The following is a 23,218-nucleotide window of genomic DNA, read 5'->3' on the forward strand; positions in this document are numbered from 1 at the left end:
AGAGTGGATACTTTTTGCACGAAAAGTTCAATTTTGTGCAATGACCAACGGTGCTTTGTTTCAAAATAAATGTCATATAGACGAAACACAAATAGACTGTCGATTGTTCTTTTTTACAAATAAAAGAGCATAAACGGAATGAATTACTAACGAAATATACATGCCATGTCACACTTACCTACCTTAATTGCCGACCTTGCCCTAATACTGATGTCCGCAAGTATCATTACCCTTTTGTTCAAATGGTTGAAACAACCCTTGGTACTGGGATATATCGTCGCAGGATTATTGGCGGGACCTTACGTGCAGATTTTCCCGACTGTAGGTGATATTGAGAACATCAATATCTGGGCTGAGATAGGAGTTGTTTTTTTACTTTTCGCCCTTGGGTTGGAGTTTAGTTTTAAGAAATTAATAAATGTCGGGTCAGCTGCCTTTATCACGGCAACCACCGAAGTTATCAGCATGTTGCTGATCGGTTATATGGTAGGACATCTGTTAGGCTGGAGCACAATGAATTCTATTTTTCTGGGGGGTATGTTGTCTATGTCGTCAACAACGATTATTATCAAAGCGTTTGATGATCTCGGCTTACGTAACCAACGCTTCACGGGTGTTGTATTCGGGACATTGGTAGTTGAAGATCTGATCGCTATCCTGATGATGGTCATCCTTTCTACAATGGCAGTGAGTAAGGAGTTTGTAGGTGAAGAGCTGTTGATGAGTGTGTTGAAGGTTGTTTTCTTTCTGATCCTATGGTTCCTGATTGGGATATTTATCCTTCCGTTCTTTTTGAAAAAAGCAAAACGGCTGATGAATAACGAAACCTTACTGATCGTTTCGCTGGGACTTTGTCTGGGAATGGTTGTGTTGGCTACCCGTACAGGATTCTCGGCTGCACTGGGTGCTTTCATTATGGGATCTATCCTTGCCGAGACGGTTGAGGCCGAACACATAGAACATATCATCCAGCCGGTGAAAGATCTTTTCGGAGCTATTTTCTTTGTCTCTGTCGGTATGTTGGTCAATCCGGCTGTCTTGGTGCAGTATGCCTGGCCGGTGGTCATCATTACTTTGGTAACTCTTGTGGGTAAATCTATATTTTCTTCATTGGGAGTTTTATTATCCGGTGAACCGTTGAAGGTTTCCGTCAAGTCAGGATTCAGCCTTGCCCAGATAGGAGAGTTCGCTTTCATTATCGCAGGGCTGGGGGCTTCACTTAAAGTACTGGATAGTTTTATCCCTCCAATTATTGTTGCGGTATCGGTGATTACTACATTCACAACTCCTTATTTTATCCGGTTGGCAAATCCGTTTGCCGAATGGCTTTATAAAATACTTCCGCCTAAAACCAGGGAAAGTCTGGACCGCTATGCTTCCGGTAAGAAGACGGTCAATCATGACAGCGATTGGAAGCGGTTGTTGAAGACGATTGTCGGAAGAGTGATTATCTATAGTGTCCTTCTCACGGCGATTTGGTTATTGTCTGTGCAAACTGTTTATCCCACGATAAATGAGATGTTCGATGCTCCCGGGCGATGGGTAAACATAGGGATGTGTCTGGTCACACTTCTGTTGATGACACCTTTCCTGTGGGCACTTGTTTCAGATAAGTATAATTCCCCGGATGTATTTTTAAAGTTGTGGAATGATGATAATTACAATCACGGACGGTTGGTCGCGCTGATTTTGTTCCGTGTGTCGGTTGCCGTCTTTTTCATTGCAGGGGTCGTTATCAGTTACTTCAGCCTCAATTATGGGATAGGCATTGTGATAGCCGTTGCCATATTGGCATTGATTCTTATTTTCAGGGAGAACCTCACGCAATATTCGCATCTGGAAACACACTTTCTGACCAATCTGAACGGAAGGGAAGAAGCTGCCCGCAAACGTTATCCTCTGAAAAGTCGTTTTAACAGTGAGTTTAATGACAAAGATGTTGAGCTGACTTCCGTTTGGGTGTCTCCTTATTCGTCTTATATCGGTAAGTCATTGGATGAACTCCCTTTCAGGCGGGAGTTTGGTGTCAATATAGTAAGTATTGTCAGAGGGGAGCGGAGAATATACATTCCACAAAGTTCCGAACGAATTTATCCGCAGGATAAGTTAGTGGTGGTCGGGACAGACGGACAGCTGCAAGAGTTCCGGACGGAACTTGAGAACAGACAGGATTTGCCGGATGAAAAGAATATAAAACAAGATGTGACGCTTCATTCATTTACGGTAGATGAAGATTTTCCGTTTCTGAACAAAAGCATTGCTCAGTCCCGGTTAGGAAAAAGATATGATAGTCTCGTCGTAGCCCTTGAACGGGAGGGTGAATTGGTTCCGGTGAATCAGGCTACAGTTTTCCAATTGGGAGATTTGGTTTGGGTGGTAGGAGACAGGGAGAAGATCAGGCAGTTTTTGGTGCGGAAGAAGTAAGAGTGGTAAAGAGCAGAGGAAAGGAAAACGGCTGAGGCGAAAATTTGCATTTTGACAGATACACAATGAAGTATCATTCTGTATTTTCAATACGGTCTGTATTCGTTTCTTTCTGGCCTCGTTTGCGACTGCTTCCGAAAAGGCTCTTATTTTCCCATCAGACAGAATCAAAATGATGTGATTTTACCTTTTTATCAAGCATATGGTTGGTGGTCCTTGTTTTTAGACATCTTCTGTCGTTGTAGGTCGGATTGAACCTTTAAAATGATAGTTGACACATATCCCTCTGAAGCCTCCGATAATTTCAGGAAACTTGTATTTTACGCCTTCTTTTGCGTTATTAACTTCTTTCGGACAAAAGATTAGCTTCTTCCGAACAAAAGACTAACTTCTTTTCGGGAAAACACTTACTTCTTTTTTGGAAAAGAGTAAGGTCTTTTGTTATATGAAATAGCATATTTACTCAATATGATGCAACTTTCTGTATGTAAATGTCATATCTATGCGTTGTATTCTTCTGCTGCACCGGTTTTTAATATAAAGTGTGTTGTTCAAAAAGGGAAAATAGTTTCTTTTTGATGTTAAAATAGAGATATATGCATCTGTTTGTTTTTAGGCTTTTAAAACTCTGACTTTCTATGAAAAGTTAGTAGATACTATAATATTATTATTAAGTATAAAAGTTAAGATGCCGGTTGTTGATTTCTACTTTCATTGGCTATATTTGTGTATGTCTAAAATATAAAGTACTATGAAGTCCATTTTATTATCTGTTATTTCATTCTTATTAGTCATGAATGTCTGTGGTAAGAATGATGTGGATATGAGAACTTATTTGAAAAAAGTTCTAAGTAATCTTGATAAGGTAGAATCAGCTTCTTACCATGAACAATCTCAGTCCTGGCAACCCGGTGATACGACTGCTATAACTAATTCTTTTCGGTTTATTAAAGAATACACTAATCCTTCTGATTCGACTATCGGTGCAAGTTATGTGGCTCTTAACGCCAAAGATACGACGCGATTTGAATTTGGTTATGATGGAAAAGTGAAAATGATAAGTTTTCATGAGCATAAAGGGATTATGATCGATGATTTCACGACCAGAAAACTTCCTTTCAGGTTGGTGGGTCCTCCGTTTTTCTGTTACAGCCGGAATATCATCGGATATGCTTTGAGTACGGGGGATAGCATCACAACCGAATGGAAGGATTTAGGAGAAGCGTATTACTTCAAGTTGGTGATACATGAAGACAGACAGGTTGAATTTTTTGGAAAAGCGTACTACATACCGAAGCCTCCTTTTGACTTGGGGGACCCGACCTCGATTTACGAACTGTGGATTAATAAATCGGATGATTTGCCTTATAAAGTCCGCAGGGAAATGTCGCATCAGATTTCTGCCAATATATGTTCGGATGTAGTGTTGAATCAATTGTCAATGGCCGATTTTAACTTATATGATTATTTGCCCCAAGACTATGAAATCCGCAAGTATGGTGAGAAAGGAAAGACTACCCAACTTTCGGCAAGAGAACTTATAGGGAAGAAAGCTCCCGACTGGATGTTGAAAGATATGTACGAGAATCCGGTGTCGTTATCTAATCTTAAGAGTAAAGTGCTTTTAGTGAATCTGACCGGTATCGGATGCGGTGCTTGTCATGCATCCATCCCCTTTCTGAACGGGCTGAAAGAGAAGTTTAATGCCGATGAATTTGAAGTGGTTTCTATAGAAACTTGGGGACGCAAACCTCATTCGCTGCGGACTTATGCGGATAAGAACCAGATAAACTATAGATTCTTATGTGGTGATGAAGGTATTGTCAAGTCATACCGGACATATGGCGCGGCACCTTTCTTCTTTATATTAGATCAGGACCGGGTGGTCAGAAAAGTCATTCAGGGATATGGAATGGAGAAAACCGATAAAGAGATAACGGACGCTATCAAAGCACTGTTATGATAAAATGCATTTGCGGTTGGAGTTTATTCCAGCCGCAAATCGTATAAACAGGCACGTACCTCTTCCGGGCTGCCGATATGTTTCCCTATGTCATCTGATAGTTTCACGCATTCGCGCCATTCCTGATTCAGGTTCATCTTGCACTGCGATAGCTTCATGACGATGTTTGATGGCTTGAATCCGGTATCATTAGTCAGATTTGTGCCGATACCGAATGAACAGCGGATTTTTCCCCGGCAATACTCCTGAATGTCCAGTGCTTTGTCAAAGTCCAGTGCATTGCTGAATACGATTGTCTTGGTAGTCGAGTCAATGCCTAACTCTTTGTAACGGGCAGTCAATCGGTCGATAAACCTGAATTCATCGCCTGAGTCACATCTTACACCATCAAACAATTTGGCTTGTTTGCGACTCAGGTTGCTTAAAAAGATGGCAGATGTATAGGTGTCGGACAAGGCGATGCCGAGGTCCCCGTCGTATACATTTACCCAATTTTCAAGAGCCATGTAATTAGCGTGTTTATAACCGAATTGTGCTCCATGAAACATGAACCATTCATGCGGATGTGTACCCATGGGTTTCATGCCGTATTTCATGGCGAAATGGCAGTTGGAGGTGCCGATGCAATAGCGGGCTGTTTGTCTCAGGTGTCCGATGACTTGATCCTGCACGTCGAATGAGAAGCGTCTCCGTGTTCCGAATTCAGAGAAAAACAGTTGATGCTTGTTGGATAGTTCTGCCTTTTCGGATAGTTTACACAAGATATCTCCCATACTGGCGATATTGCCGGATGATTGATTCTTTATCTCGGAAACGATGGCAAGTAAAGGTACTTCATAAAGCGTTGCCTTATAAAGGTAATCACTGATCTCTATGTGGAGGTGTCGATCTCCGTCCAAACGGACTTCTATTTTTTCCGGTTGGAAACGGAAAGAAGAGAGCCATTCCCAATAGACTCTGGGGAGGAAACGGCAGTTCTTCACCATGTACTCCAGTTCTTCTCCAGTCAGTGCTACATGCGATAAGCGACTGATTTCTGTTTTCAGTCTTTCTACAAACTCGTCGCTGTATTCAGTTTCATCCCTGTCTTTGAAACTGAAAGTGCCCATCGCATACGGGAATAGTTTAATGTAAGCATACGAGGTAGTGAATTTGTAAAGGTCTGTATCGAGTATGGTACGAATAATCATTGGATTCTTTTAATTGGTAAAACGATATTTCAGATTTAAAATGTAGGGCGAAGATACTAACAATTGTCCAAAGGTTTAGGTTTTATAAAAGGAAGTTTTTAGGGTATCAGTACTTCATGCAGATTTTTTCTTCGCGAGTAGGGCATTGGCTTGCTATATCCCATACGGAGTAAAACGCCCGGTATTTCAGTTTTTTTATTGTTTAGCAGTTCTCTTTGCATTTGTTCAGAGAGGATTTCCACTTCGCATGGTTGATTGATAAAAGCGGTGGACACACCGATTTCCGTTGTTTTCAGCAGAAAGCACTCTAAAGATCTTCCCAGATTAATCCAATCTTTCGGAGTATCTTTCTCGGCACAGAACAGCATGATGTGTGAAGACGATCGGAGCTTTTTTTCATCACTTTTATTTTGTATTTTGGGAGTCAGACAAGCATTCATGATGTGGCGAGATAACCATTGTGGTAAGTTAGGTGCACCAAAAACGGCATAACTTAAACCATCTTTAGTCGATTCTGCATGCTTCTTATTGAACCTCATCCAGTTTTTCAACTCATTCTTGAAGTGGAAGTCGGTCATCTGGATTGTATTCCCCCTCAGAACATAGTAACGAACTCTGTCGAACTCAGGCGTTCCGATTTTCCAGCAATGGAGGTGCACTGTTGCTGCTTTCGGTATTGAAAGCAACTTATGTATCATTTCTTCCGGAATCAGTTGTCCTGTATATATACTTCTGTTGGTTTGCCGCTTGCCAATTTGTCCAATGATAGAAGAAGGGGTAATTACGCCTGCATTGGGCTGGAGTTTTACTGTGATATTCCCATTATCTGCAATGTTTACTTGGGTTGAATATCCTTTAGTTTGTGCAGCCAGGCACAAATTTTCAGTTGCACATCCCAGGGAGATGAACATTTCACGCTGGTTTCCATCCACAATTGATAGTGTTTTAGTTTTATCCGGATGAATCTCAATACCTGCTTCTACGATACGAAATAACCAAGGTTGGGTGTTATGTCCCGAAGGAGCTTTAGTGGCTTGTTCTATCATGAATAAATAGTCATCTGTTATTGTTTCCATAATTAATAGATCGATCTGAGATCATTATTGCTGTATTCTATTATATCTTTATTGCATCCGTTGAGTAATATTGCCAGTATGCAAATTCCAAACGTTATCATCTTTTTCATTTTTTGTTATTGCTTTTCTAACCATAGGTCCACTAATATGTTGATTCCGTCTTCCAGTTCTTTCCAACCGCTCTCTTCCTGAAGTTTGAGACCATTGAGGGTAGAACAGTTTTCTTCCAGCAACGTGAGATAACTGATGGCTGCTGTAATGATAGTGGCAAGGGCTGCTATTTCTTTTTGCGGGTGTTTTGACAGTTTGCTTACAGCATCTATCAGCCAAATGCCTTTGGCTTCTCTTTTCTCGCGGAGGTCTTTTATAAAATTGTTGTCTGACGTGAGTTCCCATCTGTATAGCCGTTTCAAAGTGTAGCTTTTTCGCATTATTATGATTTGTTTCCGGAACATCTCTTTGATGAATTCACCAAGGTGGTTTTTATCCGGTAGTGCTCCGTCAAAGTTAATCCAATAATCATGTTGGCCGATATATGCTGCTATCAGACCTTCTAAAGAGTTGAAATAACGGTAGATCAACATTTTTGATACTCCGGCTTTTGCTGCTACTGCATTGATGCCTAATCCTTCGAAACCTTTCTCTTCGATTAATTCGTCTACTGCTTTGATGAGGATTAGTTCTGTTACCTGTCTGTTTTTGATAAACTCTTTTTCCATGGCTTTATATTATTGTTACTGATCGGTCACAAAAATATGTTTCTTATCGGTAACATCGAGAGGAAAAGAGAAATATTTTTCCCAAACAGCATTTTTCTACTGTTTGGGATATAATATTTTTGGGGTAAAAGGAGAATCTTTTATGCCAGGTTTACCGTTGGATTGTGTATGGTCAGCCCGCCGTCTACTACTATTGTTTGCCCGGTAATGTATCGCGCGTCTTCGGAAGCCAGAAAAGCAATTGTTGCGGCGATGTCTTGCGGTTCTCCTAAATATGGTGTCGCACATTGTCCGAGAAATACGTTCCGTATATCTTCATTCAGGTTGTTTAATGCTGCAGGTGTGAGAACCAGTCCCGGGGCTACAGCATTGCATCGTATGTTTTTCTTTCCTGTTTGTGTCGCAATGTATTTGGTCAGATTGATGACTCCTGCTTTGCTTGCTCCATAAAGAGTGCCGTTCGCATCAGCTGTAATTCCACTGACTGAGGCTACGTTCACAATATTGCCACCGCCATGTGCGTTCATTATGGGGATAACCAGTTGGGACAGGTACATGGTACAAGATAAATTAAGATGGAAAGCTTCGTCGAAGTAATCCATGTCCAGTGTCTCAATGTCGGTATCCCGTTTAGGATTTGTACCTCCTACGTTGTTTACCAATACATCTACCTGCCCGTATTCTTTTATGGCAAAGGCGATCAACTCTTTGCAACTCTGCAATTCTGTTGCAGAAAAATAGATCGGGCGTACATCTGCTCCTAAAGCATTGAGTTCGGCAGCAAGTTGTTCTGCTCTTTCTTTTGAGTGGTCGGCTATAACAACTTTCCCACCTTCGGATACAATGCGGCGTGTGGTTGCTTCGCCAATTCCACCGGCAGCGCCCGTGATAACGGCTGTTTTATTTTCAAATCTGTTCATATAGGATTATTTTTGAGGATTATTATCCTCAAAAACAGTTCATTGGGGAATTTGTTATCCGAATAAACCCTCTTTAGCACCATTTGCCTGACTTTAGCATCTATGTATCTTCTATTTCGCTAAATCTTTATAAGTCTGTTAAATGTTAACAAAAGAAAGGCTAAATGTTAACATCATGGCTCTTCTATTAAACCATGTTATAAGATATCCTGTTTTGCTTTGTAAATTTGCAAAATTACCAGAAGTCCGTATCTTTGCAATGTGTTTTTCATAGTATTAGATTTAAGGTTAACAAAAGATTGGCTGTCTGGGATAGATAGCCTTTTTTTATTGCCATATATGAAGCGGTTAGCATTAAAATACTTATTATTAAATTATTGGTGAATAGAGAATTAACCGGGTGAAAGGCAGGGATAAACAAAATAGTGGATAACCTCTATTCTAATGTAAGCTGTTATGTAGGCAAAAATTAGCCTACATAAGTTTTGGTACAATCTCAAACTATCGTTACTAATAAGGATTAATTGCTTTTTATCGGCTTCTATTTCCCGATGCAGCATATTTACATCACTGATTATCAGTGACTATTCATTTTAATCGGTACAACCTCTGTTTTTACAAGTACACAGAATGTAGGGACAAATGCAAATCATTGTGTTTCATAATTTTGCATATACATGTTGTACCGCCTCTTTTCAGTCCTTTTGTGGAATGTCCGCTATCAGATACAACGTGTTGAATGATAGTGGATTTCCGCATGGATGTTACAGAACGCTTGTTGAATGCAAAAGTAGTGTTTTTCTTGGAATTTCTGCGGTTTGCATCGGAATTTTTGCGCTCCGATTATTTTGGGTACTTGATTCGTTGTAAAAAGTGTAGCGAAACTAAATTATTCGCTTGAAAAAGTGTAGGATGGTGCTTGTGTACTTTAGTTTATATGGTTTTGAATCTTATTATACCTTGTCTGATATAATAATGTTGGTGATAAAATAAATTATACCTCTTGTGGTATAATGTGAGATATTTGTATTAATTTTGCACCCGAAAAGGTATAAATAAAGTGTAAACCGAGTGGAAAATTAAACTTATTTGATTTGTTCTGAGGTGCAGCCTTTATTGTAAAATTATGGATTTTAAACGTTGAATGCTTATGAACAATCTTTCTATTACAGTTAAGATGCTGCGAAAGCAGTATAATCTGACACAAGAAGAGCTCTCGTTGAAGTCGGGGGTTGGATTGCGCTTTGTGCGAGACCTTGAACAAGGAAAGGAAACGCTGCGCCTTGATAAGGTGAACCAGCTCCTTGACTTCTTCAATTATGAAATGGTTGCTACTGTAAAACATGATAATCAATGAGACAAGCCCGTATATTTTATAAAGACCAGTTGGCAGGGATTCTAACAGAAAACGATGCCGGATATGAGTTCCGTTATTTGTCGGAATATCTCTCTTTGGATACAGCAAAGGCTGTCAGTTTGACATTGCCATTGCAGGAAAAAGTATATACAAGTTCTGTACTATTCCCGTTTTTCGATGGTTTGATTCCTGAAGGATGGTTGCTGGATGTTGCATTGCGGAATACAGACATCAGTATTCTTGACCGAATGTCGTTGTTGCTGACATGCTGTAAGGATTGTATTGGAGCAGTAAGCGTTATTCCAATGGAAGAAAAGGAGGGAATCCATGTGTAATTGCTTATATTGTTATCGTCCGCTCCTGAAGGGGGAAAAGGATATGCACACGGCTTGCATAAAGAAGTTCTTCGGAACAACAACATTGCCCGTTCTTGATTACACAACAGAGCAATTTGACCAGCTTGCTCTGCAAATCATCCAAGACCAAACTTCTTTGACTGGTGTTCAGCCGAAGTTGTCCTTGCACCTAAATGAGCATGAGGGAAGCAAGCGATTGACTATTGTCGGGCTGTGGGGCGGTTATATATGTAAACCACAGACCTCGCAATATGAAATGATGCCGGAGGTGGAGGATTTGACCATGCACCTTGCAGAGATGGCACGTATTGAGGTGGTTCCTCATACACTGATGCGGATGGCAGATGATACATTATGCTATCTTACCCGCAGAATTGACAGAACTTCTGCCGGTGAGAAGATAGCAATGGAAGATATGTGCCAACTGACGGAAAGGCAAACGGAACATAAGTACAAGAGTAGCTATGAGCGTATCGGTAAGGCTGTTTTGAAATACTCGTCTTTGCCCAAAATGGATGTTACCAATTTCTTCGAGTTGGTGCTTTTTTCTTGGCTGACAGGAAATAACGATATGCACTTGAAAAATTTCTCTTTGTATGAAGTAGGGGATAAGATACGCTTGACACCTGCTTACGATTTGCTAAATGCAGCTATCATCAATCCCAAAGATGATGAAGAGTTGGCATTAACCTTGAATGGTCGGAAGAAAAAGCTTCAGAGGGAGGATTTTTTCAAATCAGCAGCTACTTTGGGTATAGAGAATGTGGTTATAGAACGATTGATAAATAAGTATATCAAACTATTGCCTAAGTTCGAGACTGTCATTCAAAACTCTTTTCTAAGTGCTGAATTGAAGGAAAAGTATAGCGAATTGTTGAAAGAACGGTTTGCGAGGCTTTCACAAGAACTATAAAACTGTCTGATGTTTACTTGGTTATATGGAAATTTAGATGTATTTTTGTTCATAATTTAACGAGTATAAATTGAATGAGCATGTTGAATAATCGACAAATAGTGATGAATAGGATTAAAGTGGTGCTTGCAGAAAAGCAAAGAACCAATAGATGGTTGGCGGAACAAATGGGCAAATCTGAGAATACAATTTCAAGATGGTGTTCGAATAAGTCGCAGCCTTCTATTGTGCAATTACAAGAGGTTGCCAACTTGTTAGATGTTGATGTTCGTGTATTATTAAAATCACAGAAAGAGTAATTTGTAATGTCAAAACGTATTGATTATATAATAGATGATATCAAGGAACAGTATCTTGAAAATGATAATAATATACCTTGGATTATCGGATTTAGCGGAGGTAAGGATAGTACGGTTGTCCTAACTTTGGTATGGAGAGCGTTGCTTGCTATACGAAAGGAGCTGGGAAACATTGCCCTTGTTCGACAAGTGTATGTTGTAAACAATGATACACTAGTTGAGAATCCGATCATCACTGATTATATTGTCGAGGTGATGGATAGAATTCAATCAGCCGCTATCGAACAGAAATTGCCAATCAATGTTCAAACAACAGTTCCGAAATTAGAGGATAGTTTTTGGATTAGTTTCTTGGGTAAGGGATACCCTGTACCTAATAACACTTTCAGATGGTGTACTGATAGATTAAAGATTAAGCCTACTACGCAATTTATATTGGATAAGGTGGATGCAATGGGAGAAGCAATTGTACTTATTGGTACACGTCTTACAGAGAGTGCTACTCGTGCCAAATCTATACGCCGCCATGAAATCAAGGGTAAACGTCTGACAAAACATCCTCTAAATCCCAATACTTATACATACCCTCCAATTAAGGATTTATATTTAGAGGAGGTTTGGTATATTCTTAATAACGAGCCTTCGCCTTGGGGATATGATAATAAGAAGTTGTTTCAAATTTATGCTGATGCAACAGCTGATGATTATGAGTGTCCAACTGTGATAACTGATAAAACTCAACCTTCTTGTGGTCAGAGTCGATTTGGTTGTTGGGTATGTACTGTTGTGAAGGAAGATAAATCAATGAAGGCTCTTATTAACAATGGCAACCAGTGGATGGCTCCTCTATTAAAGTATAGAGATGAAATGGTGGCAGGTCGTAACATATCGGAGAATCGATATGCAACACGCCGAAATGGACAAGCCGCACAAGATGCAGATGGACACAATCAAGGTAATTATACTTTTGAATATCGTTGTGAAATGCTTCGTAAATTATTGGAGTTACAGCGAGATATGCAGCAGGTTAAGCCACATATGGAGTTGATTTCAAACCAAGAATTAGTCGCAATTCAAATTAATTGGTATCGAGATGGTTTTTTCTCACCTAAAATAACAGACATTTATAATGAGGTATACAATCGAAATATGCCTTTTGAGAATATGCAATACCAAGAGCGTTTGATTCTTGAAAAGGTTTGTATAGAACATCCTGAAGATTATCATTTGATTAATGACCTAGTGTCGCTTCAAAAAAGTAAGACTATTTTAATGAATAACAATGGTCTTCAAGGAGATATAGAGAAACGATTAGATAACTACCTCAATCAACAATAAAATATGTTTATCGAGTCTATAATATTACATAATTACAGAGCGTATAGAGGGCATAACAAAACCTCTTTTAAGCCAGATACAAAGAATATATTTCTTGTAGCTGGCAATAATGGTTTTGGTAAGACGACATTCCTTACGTCACTTGTGTGGTGTCTATACGGTAAACTAATGGTAGATGTTGATGAGAAGTTTAGGAAAGACATCAACGATGCTCAAGGATATAAGAATTATGCTCGTCAGAGTCTACATAAGGAGCTAGCAAATGCTGTTAACGCATATGAAGTTAGTTTAGAAGAACGAAAACAAATTGTAAAGCACGGTTATTCTTCAGATAGCGAATACATAAAAGAAGATTCTCAGTACTATGTAGAAATCAGTCTAACGGATGTATTTATTCCATCTATACCTTGCCGAACTATAACCATTCGTAGAACCTATGATTATTTTCTTGACATAGAGTCTATTGAAGTTTTGATTGACGGTCAGGTTAATGAACTGGCCAAAGAGGTTGGCTATGATATTTTTATTAACGACTTTATTCTGTCAAAAGATATTGCAAAGTTCTTCTTCTTTGATGCCGAAAAGATTGTTAATCTTGCCGAAGTAAAGTCTATTGATGAGAAGCGTCGTTTGAGTACTGCATACAGTGAGGTTTTGGGTATTAGAAAGTATGAGGATATTAAACGAAATCTTGAAAATCTTCGACTTAAATTTAGACGAAGTGCCGGTTCAACCGCAAGTAAGGCTAAGTTGGATAAACTTACTAACAGTGTCGCTGATATAGAGGTTAAAATTAAAACCAAAGAAGCGGAGCGCGAAAATGTAGATAGTCAAATCCAACAATATAGAACCGAGTCTGCTCAATTGCAAGAACGATTGATTCGAGAAGGTAATGCAATAAGTGTCGAAGAACTGAAAAAACAAAAAGAATTGCTTGTTGCACTAAAAGACAAAGATACGAAACTAAAAAACCAATTACGTGACATGTTGGATATAGCACCTTTTGCTATATCAGGAAAATTATTTGCCAATTTGATGAGGCAAGTTGCAGTAGAGAAAGATGTCAAAATGTTTGCGGCAAGTTGTACTGCAATTAATTCAGCGTTGCAATCTACCCACACTCAAATTACAGAAGCTGTAGCCACTTTAAAATTTTCTACTTCACAAAAGCAAGCAATTGAGCATATAATAGCTGATGTGTTTGCTAAAAATATTCTTGACATAAGTGATGCTACTATTGATGATGTCAAGATGCTAGTTGATTATACTGATGATGAAGCTAATGAGTTCCAAGCGTTATTTGACAATATTAGATACTCTTTTAGTACCATATTCAAGCAATTAGTAAAGGATATTAAAAATAACGCATTGTTCCTAGCCAAAACACAACGTAAGATTGTGGAGGCTGAATATGATGATGGCAATGCAAATGTCAAAGAAATAAGAATGCGTAAGGCTGAGGTTGATGAATTGTTGGCACAGCTAGATATTCAAACACGCCAATTGTCTGAACAAATTGGAACACTCAATAAAGATATCAAAGTACTAAAGAAACAATTATCAGAGGTTACGAAAAATGTTAGAGTTGATAAATCTGATAAGGAGAAAGATATTATTGCAGAGCGACTTATTGGCGAATTGACTACTTTTTTATTTGAATTGCGAGCAAAACGTAAGTTCTCGTTAGAGCAGAAGATACTGGCTGGTATTGATGTGTTGATGCACAAAGCTGATTTTATACACAATGTGCGAATTGATTTGCAGGATGATATTATTGAAATTGAATTATTAGATAAAACAGGAGAAATTATTAGCAAAGAAAAGTTATCAAAGGGAGAGCAGCAGTTGTACGCAACTGCAATTCTTAATGCACTTGTTGAAGAATCAGGTATAGAGTTTCCTGTATTTATCGATAGCCCCTTGCAGAAGTTTGACAGCATTCACTCTCGCAATATTATAACAAAATTCTATCCTAGTATATCGAAGCAAGTAGTCATTTTTCCGTTGCTCGGCAAAGAGCTTTCGGAAGAGGAATATAATGCATTATTACCCAATGTTAATAGAGTTTACGTTATAGAGAATGAGGATGGTTGTTCTTCGTTCAAGAATATAGTTCCTAATAAATTATTTGAAACATTGTTATAGCTATGTTTACATCAATAAAAACATCCAGGACTAACAAAGATATTGTTACAGACCTAAGTCGAAAATTTAATCTGGGAGCTGAGAATATAATTGCTAGAATAGCATTAACATATTCTCTCTCTAAAGATCGTTTATTGTCTTTGACAGATATTGCAGATTCTCAGGGTAAGGAGTATAGTAAGAATGTTTTATTTGGAAATAACTTGCCATATTATATTGGACTTATTTGTGTAAAATATGGACTTTATAAAACGGATAAGGATATCCCTAAATACATTAAAATGCATATTGATGACGGACTGCAACTAATGAATAAAGAGTTACAAGATAATCCTAATTTAAATGGTTACGATTATCTTATAGATAAAATTACTAATGGCTTGGAAGATATAATATGTTAAGAGATGTGCATTTCAAACATAGTTATTCTTCAGGATATTATGAACCTAAGGATTTTTTCACTGAAGCACTAATTGAAAGTTCTACTTTCGATTTGGGCTTGGGATTCTTTTCATCAAGTGGAATAAGAAGTTTAGCATATGGTTTTGCCTTATTCATTGCGAATGGAGGTAAAATGCGTGTTGTTATGAACCATTTTCTTAGTAAAGAAGATAAAGAGGCAATAGAAAATGGTCAAAAGCATTTGGTTGAGAATTTTGAAAATCGTATTCTGTCAGATATTAAAAAATTGGCAAAAACACTTTCTAAGGAGGATGAACATTTTTTCCATTGTTTGTCATATCTAATTTCAATCAATAGAATTGAATTTATTGCAACTATTTCAACTAAAGGCGGGCTTGGTCACGATAAATATGGAATCTTTACTGATGATGAAGGGAATAAAGTTGCGTTTATAGGTTCTGCAAACTTTTCTCATTCTGCATTGGAACTTAATGGTGAAACTATCACTGTATTTACATCGCCAAATGACGATAAAAGAATATCAGAATACCAAACCTTGTTTGATAAATCTTGGGAAAATGATACGCCACATTTGATCCATATACCCATAGATGAGGTCAAAACTTATATTAGTGAGAATTTTTACAAAGAATCATTAAAACAGTTGCTTGGTACTAGCATAGATTTAAGAGAGGATAAATCTATCAATGATTTTTGTAAGCCTTTGTCTCAAAGGGTTCTTGACAAAATAGAATTAAAAGAGCAAGAACCTCGTTTCCCATTTCCTGAAGAAAGAACCATTCAAATAGATGCGTATAATGCGTGGATAAAAAATGGGAAAAATGGAGTATTTGCTATGGCTACCGGTTCTGGCAAAACTGTAACAGCTTTAAATTGTTTAAGGAAACAATTTAAAGAGAATGGATTCTATAAAGCAATTATTGTAGTTCCGACTCAGGCTTTAGCTATACAATGGAAACATGAAGCTGAGTCATTCAATTTCCAGAATATAATATCAACCCATACAGATAAGGATTGGAAAAATATATTAAGCCGTTATACAACAAGAAGTTTGTTGGATCAAACCAAAAATATAATTTTAATTACTACATATGCAACATTTAATCGCAGAGATATTCAGACCTTTATTGATAGAACAAAAGGAATAGAAACTTTCATTTATATTGCAGATGAAGCACATAATATAGGTTCGAAAAGTTCACTAAAACATTTGCCTGAAGCAATAAAATGGCGAATAGGGTTATCTGCAACGCCTGAGAGGGTTTATGATGATTTTGGATCTGAAAAGTTGTATGAGTTCTTTAAATCAAGACCTCCAGAGTATACGTTTCGTTATACAATGAAACAGGCTATTAATTCTGGAATTTTATGTCATTATGATTATTATCCTATTTTTGTAGAGTTGACAAGTTCTGAGATGGATGAGTATGAAAGGATATCTTCTCAGCTTAGAAAATTTATAGATTCTGATACAGGCAAGTATAAGCCTGAAGCTGAAAAATTATTATTGAAGCGCAAAAGAATTATTCATAAGGCAGAAAATAAAAAAGTTGCAATATCTGGGTTATTAGAAGATTTGAAACGGAAACGAAAACTTGATTATACTTTTGTTTTTGTGCCTGAAGGATATGAACCGGATTATTCTGAGAGTGATTCTTATCAGATTGAACAGGATGATATTCATATAATTGATGAATATGCTCAAATGTTTAAAGATCATGGATATAGTTATCACAAATATATTAGTGGTTTAGATGATGCACCTGATATACTAAAAAGTTTTGCAGATGGAGATATTCAAGTTTTGCTTTCTATGAAATGTTTAGATGAAGGAGTTGATATACCAAGAGCAGAACATGCAATTTTCTGTTCAAGTACAGGGAATCCTCGTCAATTTGTTCAGCGTCGAGGGCGTGTTTTAAGAAAAAGCAAAGAGAAGGAGAAAGCAAAAATTTGGGATTTAATAGTTACTCCACCTAATGTCGTTGAAGATGCAGAATGTATAGAGCGAAATATGTTTATTAGTGAAGTTAAAAGAATTATAAATTTTGCCGCACTTGCTGATAATCAAATAGACATATTATATGGAGAGTTAAAAGAGTATTGCGAAATATTAAGGATTGATTTATTTGCAATGCTTGAAGAAGAAAATAATAACTATAAATAATAATGCTATGGCTATACAAGACGAAATGTATAAGGCAATTGAGAAAGAAATTAATCAGACAGTTGAATCTGGAACTGAGAAAGTTTCTGTAAACTTTGAAAAAGCAAAAGAGGTTGCCAAAATGCTGACTGATCTATCAACTAGTGCTGGAGATGCAGATGCATTAACCAATCAGTATATTGCCAATATTAAAAATATATGTAACTCATAATACGTAAAATTATGATTATCAAAAATATTACTATCGAAAATTTCCAATCTTACCATGAAAGTCAGACTATGGATTTTTCTAATGGTTTGAATCTTATTATAGGTAATGGTGGAAAAGGAAAATCCAAATTATTTAATGCCTTTTATTGGGTGTTATTCGGTAAGATATATATCACTGGGATTGGTTGGTGTACAACTGACAGTCTGCCACAATCAGCAAAATTTGCAATGCAGCGTTATGAGTTCATCAATAAAAGAGCTTTATTTAAAGCACAAGTAAATGATGAAATTACTGCATCTGTACAAATAGAGATTGAAGATGATAGAGGTGTAAATTATATAATAGAACGTTCTGTCAGTGCATTAAGGCTTGACGAAAATGAGTGGGATTCTGATAATGCATGGCAAGTAAGACCTAATATGTTGAAAGTATCTTTTGATTCCAATACAGGGACAAAGGTACTTAACGATATGATGGCTGAGGATAAAATTAACGAATTATTCCCAGATGGTATAAGAAACTACATTTGGTTTCAGGGCGAATCACTTGAGAGCCTTATTAATTTTAGAAATAAAGAGACATTAAAAGCAGCCGTAAAACATATTTCTTATTTTCCTTACTATGAGAAACTTTCAGAAATAATCAGTAAGTCTAAATTGAAGATTACTGGAATTGAAAGTCGCAAATTGAAAGAAGTAAATAAGCATAATTCAAGTGTTAAAGGTTTATTGGCTGCTATTGATACTTTGAACTACAAAATTGCTAAAGAAGAAGAAAATAAAAAGCAACTTGAGACTAATATTGAAACTATCAAAATAGCTTTAGCTGATGGAGAGACAAAAATCTCAGGATTAGCGAGCTATTCAATGTTGGTAAAGAAATATAAGGATTGCGAAAATGAAATAAACAAATTCTTAACAGAAACGACTCGTGTAGATGAATTTCAGAGAGAAAAGCTTCCATCTTTATGGATTCTTCGTGGAATAGAACCGATGATTCAACAATGTAAAGACATTATTGAGAAGCATAAAGAGGAAGAATACACTGTACCCGAAAAGAAATATTTAGATAATCCTAGTCGCTCTAAGTTAGAAGAAATACTTAAGGATAAAAAATGCTTTGTGTGTGGTACTGAGTTTACAGAAGAAGATGCACCATATCATTATATAACAGAAAGACTAAGATTACAAGAAGAGTATTTAAAGGAGATGGAAGAATATACTAGCAATATGCAACTGTCTAAGCAGTTTAATATGTTTGTTGGTAAGATTCAGGATTATCCGGATTCCTTACTAATATCTTTATCAAAAATAGACAAGCAGTGGAAAGACAGTGAAGATGAACTAGAAAAATTTATGGCTCAGCGAAGAAGAAAGCAAGAGGAGAAACGCAAGTTAGACGAGCAAATAGAAGAGATAAAGAAGAGATATGGAGTGGACCCTGTAACTCAAGCAGAGACAGCAGGAATTATCAACTCTACGATACGAGCAAGTAGAAGTAATCTTGAGACTCAACAGAGGAAATTAGAAGCTTCCAAGCAGACTCTTAATAATTATCGAAGTGAATTGCGTACTGCAGAACGAGAGCTAGAAAAATTAGGAGTAAAAGATGCGACTGTTGCAAAAGTTCCAGAAACAGAATGGAAGCATATTTCAACATTCCTTGAAGATATATGTAAGAGGGTTCAGGAAAGTGCTAGAAAAGATTTGCTTCATAAAATTGAAGAAAGGGCAAACATCTTTTATGCCAAATTTACAGAACATGATAATGGATATAAAGGTAATGTAAGGATTGGTGAGGATTACTCTATTGAATTTGATGCTGGTCTTAATACTAGCCATGAGGATAGAAAAAAGATGAGCATAATAAATGCATTATTGTCTTTGAATCAAGAGGCAATGGGTATCTATTATCCATTTATAAGTGATGCTCCAACATCAAGTTTTGACTTAGAAACTACTCATAAATACTTACTTGGCATCAAGGATATATTTGGACAGTCTATAATACTGACTAAAGATGTAGATTTAGAAAGTGATAAATATCTTGATTTGCAAAGCCAAAATAATGTGTCAAGAATTTACAATTTAGAGAGTAAAATATATAGCGGAGGTTCTGATCGTGGTCAACATGAGGTCTCAACGCAAATAACAATCTTAAAATAAGGTTTATATGGAAAATATATTTGAAATTAAATTTTCATTTGAGCAAAATGTTAAGGATAATGTAATCCTTAAATTTTCTAATAAACAAGGTGGTGCTTACAATGTATTTTCATATCATTGGCAATGTTTTGTTTGGGCGGCAGTCGTTGGCTTTATACACAATGAACGTAGACCTCTGCAATCACCTATTGCTGATAGACCGTTTAGTTTGAATACAATGTGTAATAGCGGTGGCGAAAAAGATGCTGAAGCTTTATTGTGTATGTGTATCGCTAAGGTTGGTTCTCTTGACATTATGAAAGAGCCAACAAAAGCAATAGACTTGATAAATGAGTATGCTAATGGAGGTTTTTATTACATAATGAAAATGATGCAAGACCAATCAATCACAAATGATTTGGAGTGGGTTAAACAAGAAATTTTTATGAGGTAATTCATATGAAGAATAAATATACTATAATTGAAGCAGCAAAAAAAGTTCTATCTGTAACGAATAGCTTCATGTCTGTTACTGAGATTTATACACAAATTTTAGAGCATTCATTGTATGTTTTTCATGCACAGGATCCTATATCGGTTTTGAGAGGAGAACTAAGAAGTCATTCTATCGGTATAGATTTTCCTACAGCCTCTTCTAAAAAATATTTCCTTTATGATGAATCTCAGAGACGCTTTCGTTTGTTAGGAGATGAGAAGCAGGCTATTAAGAAGAATGGAAAAGAGCAAATATCATTGCGAACTGTACGGGAAATGCACCGGGAATATGTTGAAGTTTTTCGGTCGAAAATATTGAATCAACTAAAAGGTTTAAACCCATATGAATTTGAAAAATTTTGTATGAATCTTTTAGACGCATATGGTTTTATTGATTTATCTGTCACTCAGAAAAGTAGGGATGGTGGCATTGATGGGTTTGGAAAATTGAAGATAGGTTTAGCGTATATGAAAGTAGCATTTCAATGTAAAAGATGGAATGCTGGAGTTGTTGCAAGAAAAGAAATAGATGCTTTTAGAGGAGCAATTCAAGGGGAATATGAACAAGGTATCTTTTTCACGACATCCTCTTTTACGAAAGAAGCAATGAACTATTCTATCAAGCAAGGTGCAGTTCCTGTGATTCTTATAGATGGAAATATGATTGTTGATTTTATGATTGAAAAGCAATTTGGAATCGAACATGAAAATTTGCCTATTTACATAAATGCATTAGATCAAATTTTATCGTAAATAAATATGAATACTAATATTAATGTTATAGAAGGAAATCCTACAAAGAAATTTTTCATAGAAATGATTACAAGAGACATTTCTATAGAAGATGCTATTATTGATTTATTGGATAACTCTATAGATGGAGCTAATAGAATAAATCCCGAAAATTATACAGATCTTTGGATTAACTTGACAATTAACGATAAAGAGTTTGTTATTCAAGATAATTGTGGTGGCTTTTCGTTAGAAACAGCTCAAAAGTATGCTTTTAGGTTTGGGCGTCCAGAAGAAGCTCCTAAGGCTAATAATACAGTTGGGCGATTTGGTATTGGAATGAAACGTTCATTATTTAAAATAGGACGAGATTTTGCAGTAGAATCACAATGCCGAAATGACCATTTTAAAGTAGAAGTAAATGTTGATGAATGGAGTCGAAGAACCAAAAAAGTAACGACAGAAGATGGCGTAGAAACTACCATTGATGATTGGAGTTTTTCATATAAATATGTAGAAAAGCCTAATATGGCAGATGGTACTATAATTAAAATTTCAAATCTAAATAGTGAAGTTGTTGATTTATTTGCAGATGACAGTTTTCTAAACGACCTCTCTGATGATATTCAGAAATTATTAAATTTCAGTTTGTTGAAAGGAATTAAGATTACTCTTAATGGCAGAGAGCTTACAGGGAAACGTATTGATTTATTAATTTCTGAGTATAGTAAACCGTATTATGCAGATGGTATTATAGATGATGTGAATTATCGTATTATTGCTGGGTTAGGAGGTATTGGAGAACCAAAAAATTCAGGTTGGTATATATATTGTAATAATCGTCTAGTTCTTGAAGCTGACACTTCTAACATAACAGGTTGGGGAGTCCATCCACTCCCTCAATGGCATATAAATTATGTAATGTTTAGAGGAATTTTATTTCTAGATTCGGAGGAAACTTTAAATTTACCTTTAACTACTACAAAGAAAGGGGTTGATGCAACGTCTGAAGTCTATAAAGCTCTTTTACCTATAATGAAAAATGCTATGATTAAGGTATTTGAGTTTTTGAAGAAAATTCCCAAAATGGGGGATGAAGCTAATGATTATAGGCAAACTCTATGTGAGACTTTTGATAAAATTTCGGCTGTAGAACTCAAAGTATATGACTTTTCAGATTATCCTCAGAAGCAGTTTTATGCACCAGAATTGGATATGGATATTATTTCAAGGAAAAAGCAATATGTTCGGATTGCATATGATGCAAACAAAGATTTAGCTGAATTGGCAAAAGAACATGCGGAGGCTAAAAATTATAAAGAGTTAGGAAATACTACTTTCGAATATTATTTAAAAATGGAAGATATTAGAAATGAAGAGTCCAACTGTTCTGAATTATGAAATACGACCTTGTAAATTTGCCGAAAGGCGAATGCTTTTAGCATCATTTGCTCGTATTATTGGAGTATTCAAACAACAATACCAATATGTGGGGTTTGGTGGTCTGTCTTTTACAGACTTTAAGTTATTCCATCGTGAATTACACATTAATACAATGTATAGTATTGAAGGAGAGTATTGTAAGCCAAAATTGGAATTCAATAAACCATATTCGTGTATTTCAATTTTACATGGGCATTCATCAGATATGCTTTCATCGATAGATTTAAGTAAACCTAGTATCATTTGGTTGGATTATGACAATGTTTTATCTATGGATATATTTACAGATCTGGAGTTGGTTCTTCATGCAATACCTAGAGGCAGTATTTATATAATGTCATGTAATAGACAATTGCGTAAAGATAAAGAAACACCATATTCCAATGATGAATTAAGAGATTTGTACGGTAGCTTAGTACCTTTTGATATTCAAGAAAATTGTTGTACTGATGCAAATTCTTCTTATACCATAAAGAAAATGATAGATAATCATTGTAATAAAATATTAAGGGATAGGAATAAATTAGGTGAAAACTTGATGTACAAATCTTTATACAACATCAAATATAGCGAATATAGGGGAGCGAGAATGTTTACGTGTGGAGGAATAGTGCTAAATAAAAACGATCAAGATTTAAATTTAAACCTTGAAGATTTTGATTATATATCAACAGTACATCCATACGAAATTGATATTCCTAATTTGACGTATAGAGAAGCTAGTCATTTAAATCAGATTTTAGATGTTCCTGATAAGGAGTGCGATATAGTTCAGAAAGGTATTGTCTCATCAGAGGATGTTAGCAAATATAAAAAGATTTATAGATTTATTCCTAATTTTTACGATGTTAGAATATAGAAATAAAGATATTGAGCCATGTAGGTTAGAACTAAAGATTGAGT

The 23,218-nt window shown here is 36.4% G+C and carries 20 protein-coding genes; 16 read left to right on the forward strand and 4 right to left on the reverse strand.

Annotation, left to right across the window (positions count from 1 at the left end):
- Window positions 1-165 precede the first annotated feature (165 nt).
- Window positions 166-2,424 carry a cation:proton antiporter gene (locus JZY04_RS02880; protein ID WP_122143118.1) on the forward strand — a complete coding sequence of 753 codons (2,259 nt, stop codon included), beginning with the start codon at window positions 166-168 and terminating at the stop codon, window positions 2,422-2,424.
- A 751-nt stretch (window positions 2,425-3,175) separates the two neighbouring features.
- Window positions 3,176-4,387 (forward strand): peroxiredoxin, encoded by a 1,212-nt coding sequence (locus JZY04_RS02885; RefSeq protein ID WP_005782739.1) that lies wholly within the window; start codon window positions 3,176-3,178, stop codon window positions 4,385-4,387.
- A 23-nt stretch (window positions 4,388-4,410) separates the two neighbouring features.
- Here the strand turns inward: JZY04_RS02885 and pncB are convergent, their stop codons facing one another.
- The 4 genes from pncB to JZY04_RS02905 all read right to left on the reverse strand — a co-directional run bounded on the left by pncB (window position 4,411) and on the right by JZY04_RS02905 (window position 8,292).
- On the reverse strand, window positions 4,411-5,577 hold the full coding sequence (gene pncB, locus JZY04_RS02890; protein ID WP_032536744.1) for a nicotinate phosphoribosyltransferase: 1,167 nt from the start codon (window positions 5,575-5,577) through the stop codon (window positions 4,411-4,413).
- Between the two features lie 98 nt (window positions 5,578-5,675).
- On the reverse strand, window positions 5,676-6,653 hold the full coding sequence (locus JZY04_RS02895) for a nitroreductase (protein ID WP_122143117.1): 978 nt from the start codon (window positions 6,651-6,653) through the stop codon (window positions 5,676-5,678).
- Window positions 6,654-6,769: 116 nt separating this feature from the next.
- Entirely contained in the window at window positions 6,770-7,372 is a 603-nt protein-coding gene (locus JZY04_RS02900; protein WP_122143116.1) for a TetR/AcrR family transcriptional regulator, read from the reverse strand.
- A gap of 140 nt (window positions 7,373-7,512) precedes the next feature.
- The gene (locus JZY04_RS02905) at window positions 7,513-8,292 is read right to left on the reverse strand and encodes an SDR family NAD(P)-dependent oxidoreductase (protein ID WP_122143115.1); all 780 of its coding nucleotides are present in this window, start codon (window positions 8,290-8,292) and stop codon (window positions 7,513-7,515) included.
- A 1,150-nt stretch (window positions 8,293-9,442) separates the two neighbouring features.
- Between JZY04_RS02905 and JZY04_RS02910 the strand changes: the two genes are divergently transcribed.
- From JZY04_RS02910 to JZY04_RS02975, 14 genes are all read left to right on the forward strand, one after another.
- On the forward strand, window positions 9,443-9,649 hold the full coding sequence (locus JZY04_RS02910) for a helix-turn-helix transcriptional regulator (protein ID WP_007766189.1): 207 nt from the start codon (window positions 9,443-9,445) through the stop codon (window positions 9,647-9,649).
- Complete coding sequence (locus JZY04_RS02915; RefSeq protein WP_220577401.1) at window positions 9,646-9,984, forward strand: HipA N-terminal domain-containing protein; 339 nt, start codon at window positions 9,646-9,648, stop codon at window positions 9,982-9,984. Before JZY04_RS02910 ends, JZY04_RS02915 begins: the two co-directional genes overlap by 4 nt.
- Window positions 9,977-10,918: a HipA domain-containing protein gene (locus tag JZY04_RS02920; protein ID WP_220577402.1), complete on the forward strand. Its 942-nt coding sequence runs from the start codon at window positions 9,977-9,979 to the stop codon at window positions 10,916-10,918. Before JZY04_RS02915 ends, JZY04_RS02920 begins: the two co-directional genes overlap by 8 nt.
- A gap of 80 nt (window positions 10,919-10,998) precedes the next feature.
- Window positions 10,999-11,217, forward strand: coding sequence for a helix-turn-helix transcriptional regulator (locus tag JZY04_RS02925; RefSeq protein ID WP_007766194.1), 219 nt, complete (start codon window positions 10,999-11,001; stop codon window positions 11,215-11,217).
- Window positions 11,218-11,223: 6 nt separating this feature from the next.
- Complete coding sequence (dndC, locus tag JZY04_RS02930) at window positions 11,224-12,555, forward strand: DNA phosphorothioation system sulfurtransferase DndC (protein ID WP_007766197.1); 1,332 nt, start codon at window positions 11,224-11,226, stop codon at window positions 12,553-12,555.
- Between the two features lie 3 nt (window positions 12,556-12,558).
- Complete coding sequence (locus JZY04_RS02935; protein ID WP_220577403.1) at window positions 12,559-14,700, forward strand: AAA family ATPase; 2,142 nt, start codon at window positions 12,559-12,561, stop codon at window positions 14,698-14,700.
- A 2-nt stretch (window positions 14,701-14,702) separates the two neighbouring features.
- Entirely contained in the window at window positions 14,703-15,101 is a 399-nt protein-coding gene (locus JZY04_RS02940; RefSeq protein ID WP_007766204.1) for a DndE family protein, read from the forward strand.
- Window positions 15,095-17,290: a DEAD/DEAH box helicase family protein gene (locus JZY04_RS02945; RefSeq protein ID WP_220577404.1), complete on the forward strand. Its 2,196-nt coding sequence runs from the start codon at window positions 15,095-15,097 to the stop codon at window positions 17,288-17,290. The genes JZY04_RS02940 and JZY04_RS02945 overlap by 7 nt, the downstream gene beginning before the upstream one ends.
- Window positions 17,291-17,297: 7 nt before the next feature.
- Window positions 17,298-17,501 carry a hypothetical protein gene (locus JZY04_RS02950; RefSeq protein ID WP_007766212.1) on the forward strand — a complete coding sequence of 68 codons (204 nt, stop codon included), beginning with the start codon at window positions 17,298-17,300 and terminating at the stop codon, window positions 17,499-17,501.
- 11 nt (window positions 17,502-17,512) lie between these two features.
- Window positions 17,513-19,666, forward strand: coding sequence for an AAA family ATPase (locus JZY04_RS02955; protein ID WP_195210930.1), 2,154 nt, complete (start codon window positions 17,513-17,515; stop codon window positions 19,664-19,666).
- Window positions 19,667-19,673: 7 nt separating this feature from the next.
- Entirely contained in the window at window positions 19,674-20,099 is a 426-nt protein-coding gene (locus JZY04_RS02960; protein WP_007766220.1) for a hypothetical protein, read from the forward strand.
- A gap of 5 nt (window positions 20,100-20,104) precedes the next feature.
- A complete protein-coding gene (locus tag JZY04_RS02965; protein WP_220577405.1) occupies window positions 20,105-20,893 on the forward strand; it encodes a restriction endonuclease in 789 nt (262 codons plus the stop codon).
- Window positions 20,894-20,899: 6 nt separating this feature from the next.
- Window positions 20,900-22,273 carry an ATP-binding protein gene (locus JZY04_RS02970; protein WP_220577406.1) on the forward strand — a complete coding sequence of 458 codons (1,374 nt, stop codon included), beginning with the start codon at window positions 20,900-20,902 and terminating at the stop codon, window positions 22,271-22,273.
- Entirely contained in the window at window positions 22,245-23,174 is a 930-nt protein-coding gene (locus JZY04_RS02975; RefSeq protein ID WP_007766223.1) for an O-methyltransferase, read from the forward strand. The genes JZY04_RS02970 and JZY04_RS02975 overlap by 29 nt, the downstream gene beginning before the upstream one ends.
- Window positions 23,175-23,218: the final 44 nt, after the last annotated feature.

Source organism: Bacteroides sp. 11BF, assembly GCF_019633765.1.
Taxonomy (GTDB): domain Bacteria; phylum Bacteroidota; class Bacteroidia; order Bacteroidales; family Bacteroidaceae; genus Bacteroides; species Bacteroides hominis.

Excerpts from the sequence above, each read along its gene's own strand:
- JZY04_RS02885 (WP_005782739.1), top strand. The coding sequence starts at position 3,176 with ATGAAGTCCATTTTATTATCTGTTATTTCATTCTTATTAGTCATGAAT.
- JZY04_RS02960 (WP_007766220.1), top strand. The coding sequence starts at position 19,674 with ATGGAAAATATATTTGAAATTAAATTTTCATTTGAGCAAAATGTTAAG.
- JZY04_RS02965 (WP_220577405.1), top strand. The coding sequence starts at position 20,105 with ATGAAGAATAAATATACTATAATTGAAGCAGCAAAAAAAGTTCTATCT.
- JZY04_RS02935 (WP_220577403.1), top strand. The coding sequence starts at position 12,559 with ATGTTTATCGAGTCTATAATATTACATAATTACAGAGCGTATAGAGGG.
- JZY04_RS02925 (WP_007766194.1), top strand. The coding sequence starts at position 10,999 with ATGTTGAATAATCGACAAATAGTGATGAATAGGATTAAAGTGGTGCTT.
- JZY04_RS02910 (WP_007766189.1), top strand. The coding sequence starts at position 9,443 with ATGAACAATCTTTCTATTACAGTTAAGATGCTGCGAAAGCAGTATAAT.
- pncB (WP_032536744.1), bottom strand. The coding sequence starts at position 5,577 with ATGATTATTCGTACCATACTCGATACAGACCTTTACAAATTCACTACC.
- JZY04_RS02940 (WP_007766204.1), top strand. The coding sequence starts at position 14,703 with ATGTTTACATCAATAAAAACATCCAGGACTAACAAAGATATTGTTACA.
- JZY04_RS02945 (WP_220577404.1), top strand. The coding sequence starts at position 15,095 with ATGTTAAGAGATGTGCATTTCAAACATAGTTATTCTTCAGGATATTAT.
- JZY04_RS02955 (WP_195210930.1), top strand. The coding sequence starts at position 17,513 with ATGATTATCAAAAATATTACTATCGAAAATTTCCAATCTTACCATGAA.
- JZY04_RS02880 (WP_122143118.1), top strand. The coding sequence starts at position 166 with ATGTCACACTTACCTACCTTAATTGCCGACCTTGCCCTAATACTGATG.
- JZY04_RS02905 (WP_122143115.1), bottom strand. The coding sequence starts at position 8,292 with ATGAACAGATTTGAAAATAAAACAGCCGTTATCACGGGCGCTGCCGGT.
- JZY04_RS02920 (WP_220577402.1), top strand. The coding sequence starts at position 9,977 with ATGTGTAATTGCTTATATTGTTATCGTCCGCTCCTGAAGGGGGAAAAG.
- JZY04_RS02900 (WP_122143116.1), bottom strand. The coding sequence starts at position 7,372 with ATGGAAAAAGAGTTTATCAAAAACAGACAGGTAACAGAACTAATCCTC.
- JZY04_RS02895 (WP_122143117.1), bottom strand. The coding sequence starts at position 6,653 with ATGGAAACAATAACAGATGACTATTTATTCATGATAGAACAAGCCACT.
- JZY04_RS02970 (WP_220577406.1), top strand. The coding sequence starts at position 20,900 with ATGAATACTAATATTAATGTTATAGAAGGAAATCCTACAAAGAAATTT.
- dndC (WP_007766197.1), top strand. The coding sequence starts at position 11,224 with ATGTCAAAACGTATTGATTATATAATAGATGATATCAAGGAACAGTAT.
- JZY04_RS02975 (WP_007766223.1), top strand. The coding sequence starts at position 22,245 with ATGAAGAGTCCAACTGTTCTGAATTATGAAATACGACCTTGTAAATTT.
- JZY04_RS02950 (WP_007766212.1), top strand. The coding sequence starts at position 17,298 with ATGGCTATACAAGACGAAATGTATAAGGCAATTGAGAAAGAAATTAAT.
- JZY04_RS02915 (WP_220577401.1), top strand. The coding sequence starts at position 9,646 with ATGAGACAAGCCCGTATATTTTATAAAGACCAGTTGGCAGGGATTCTA.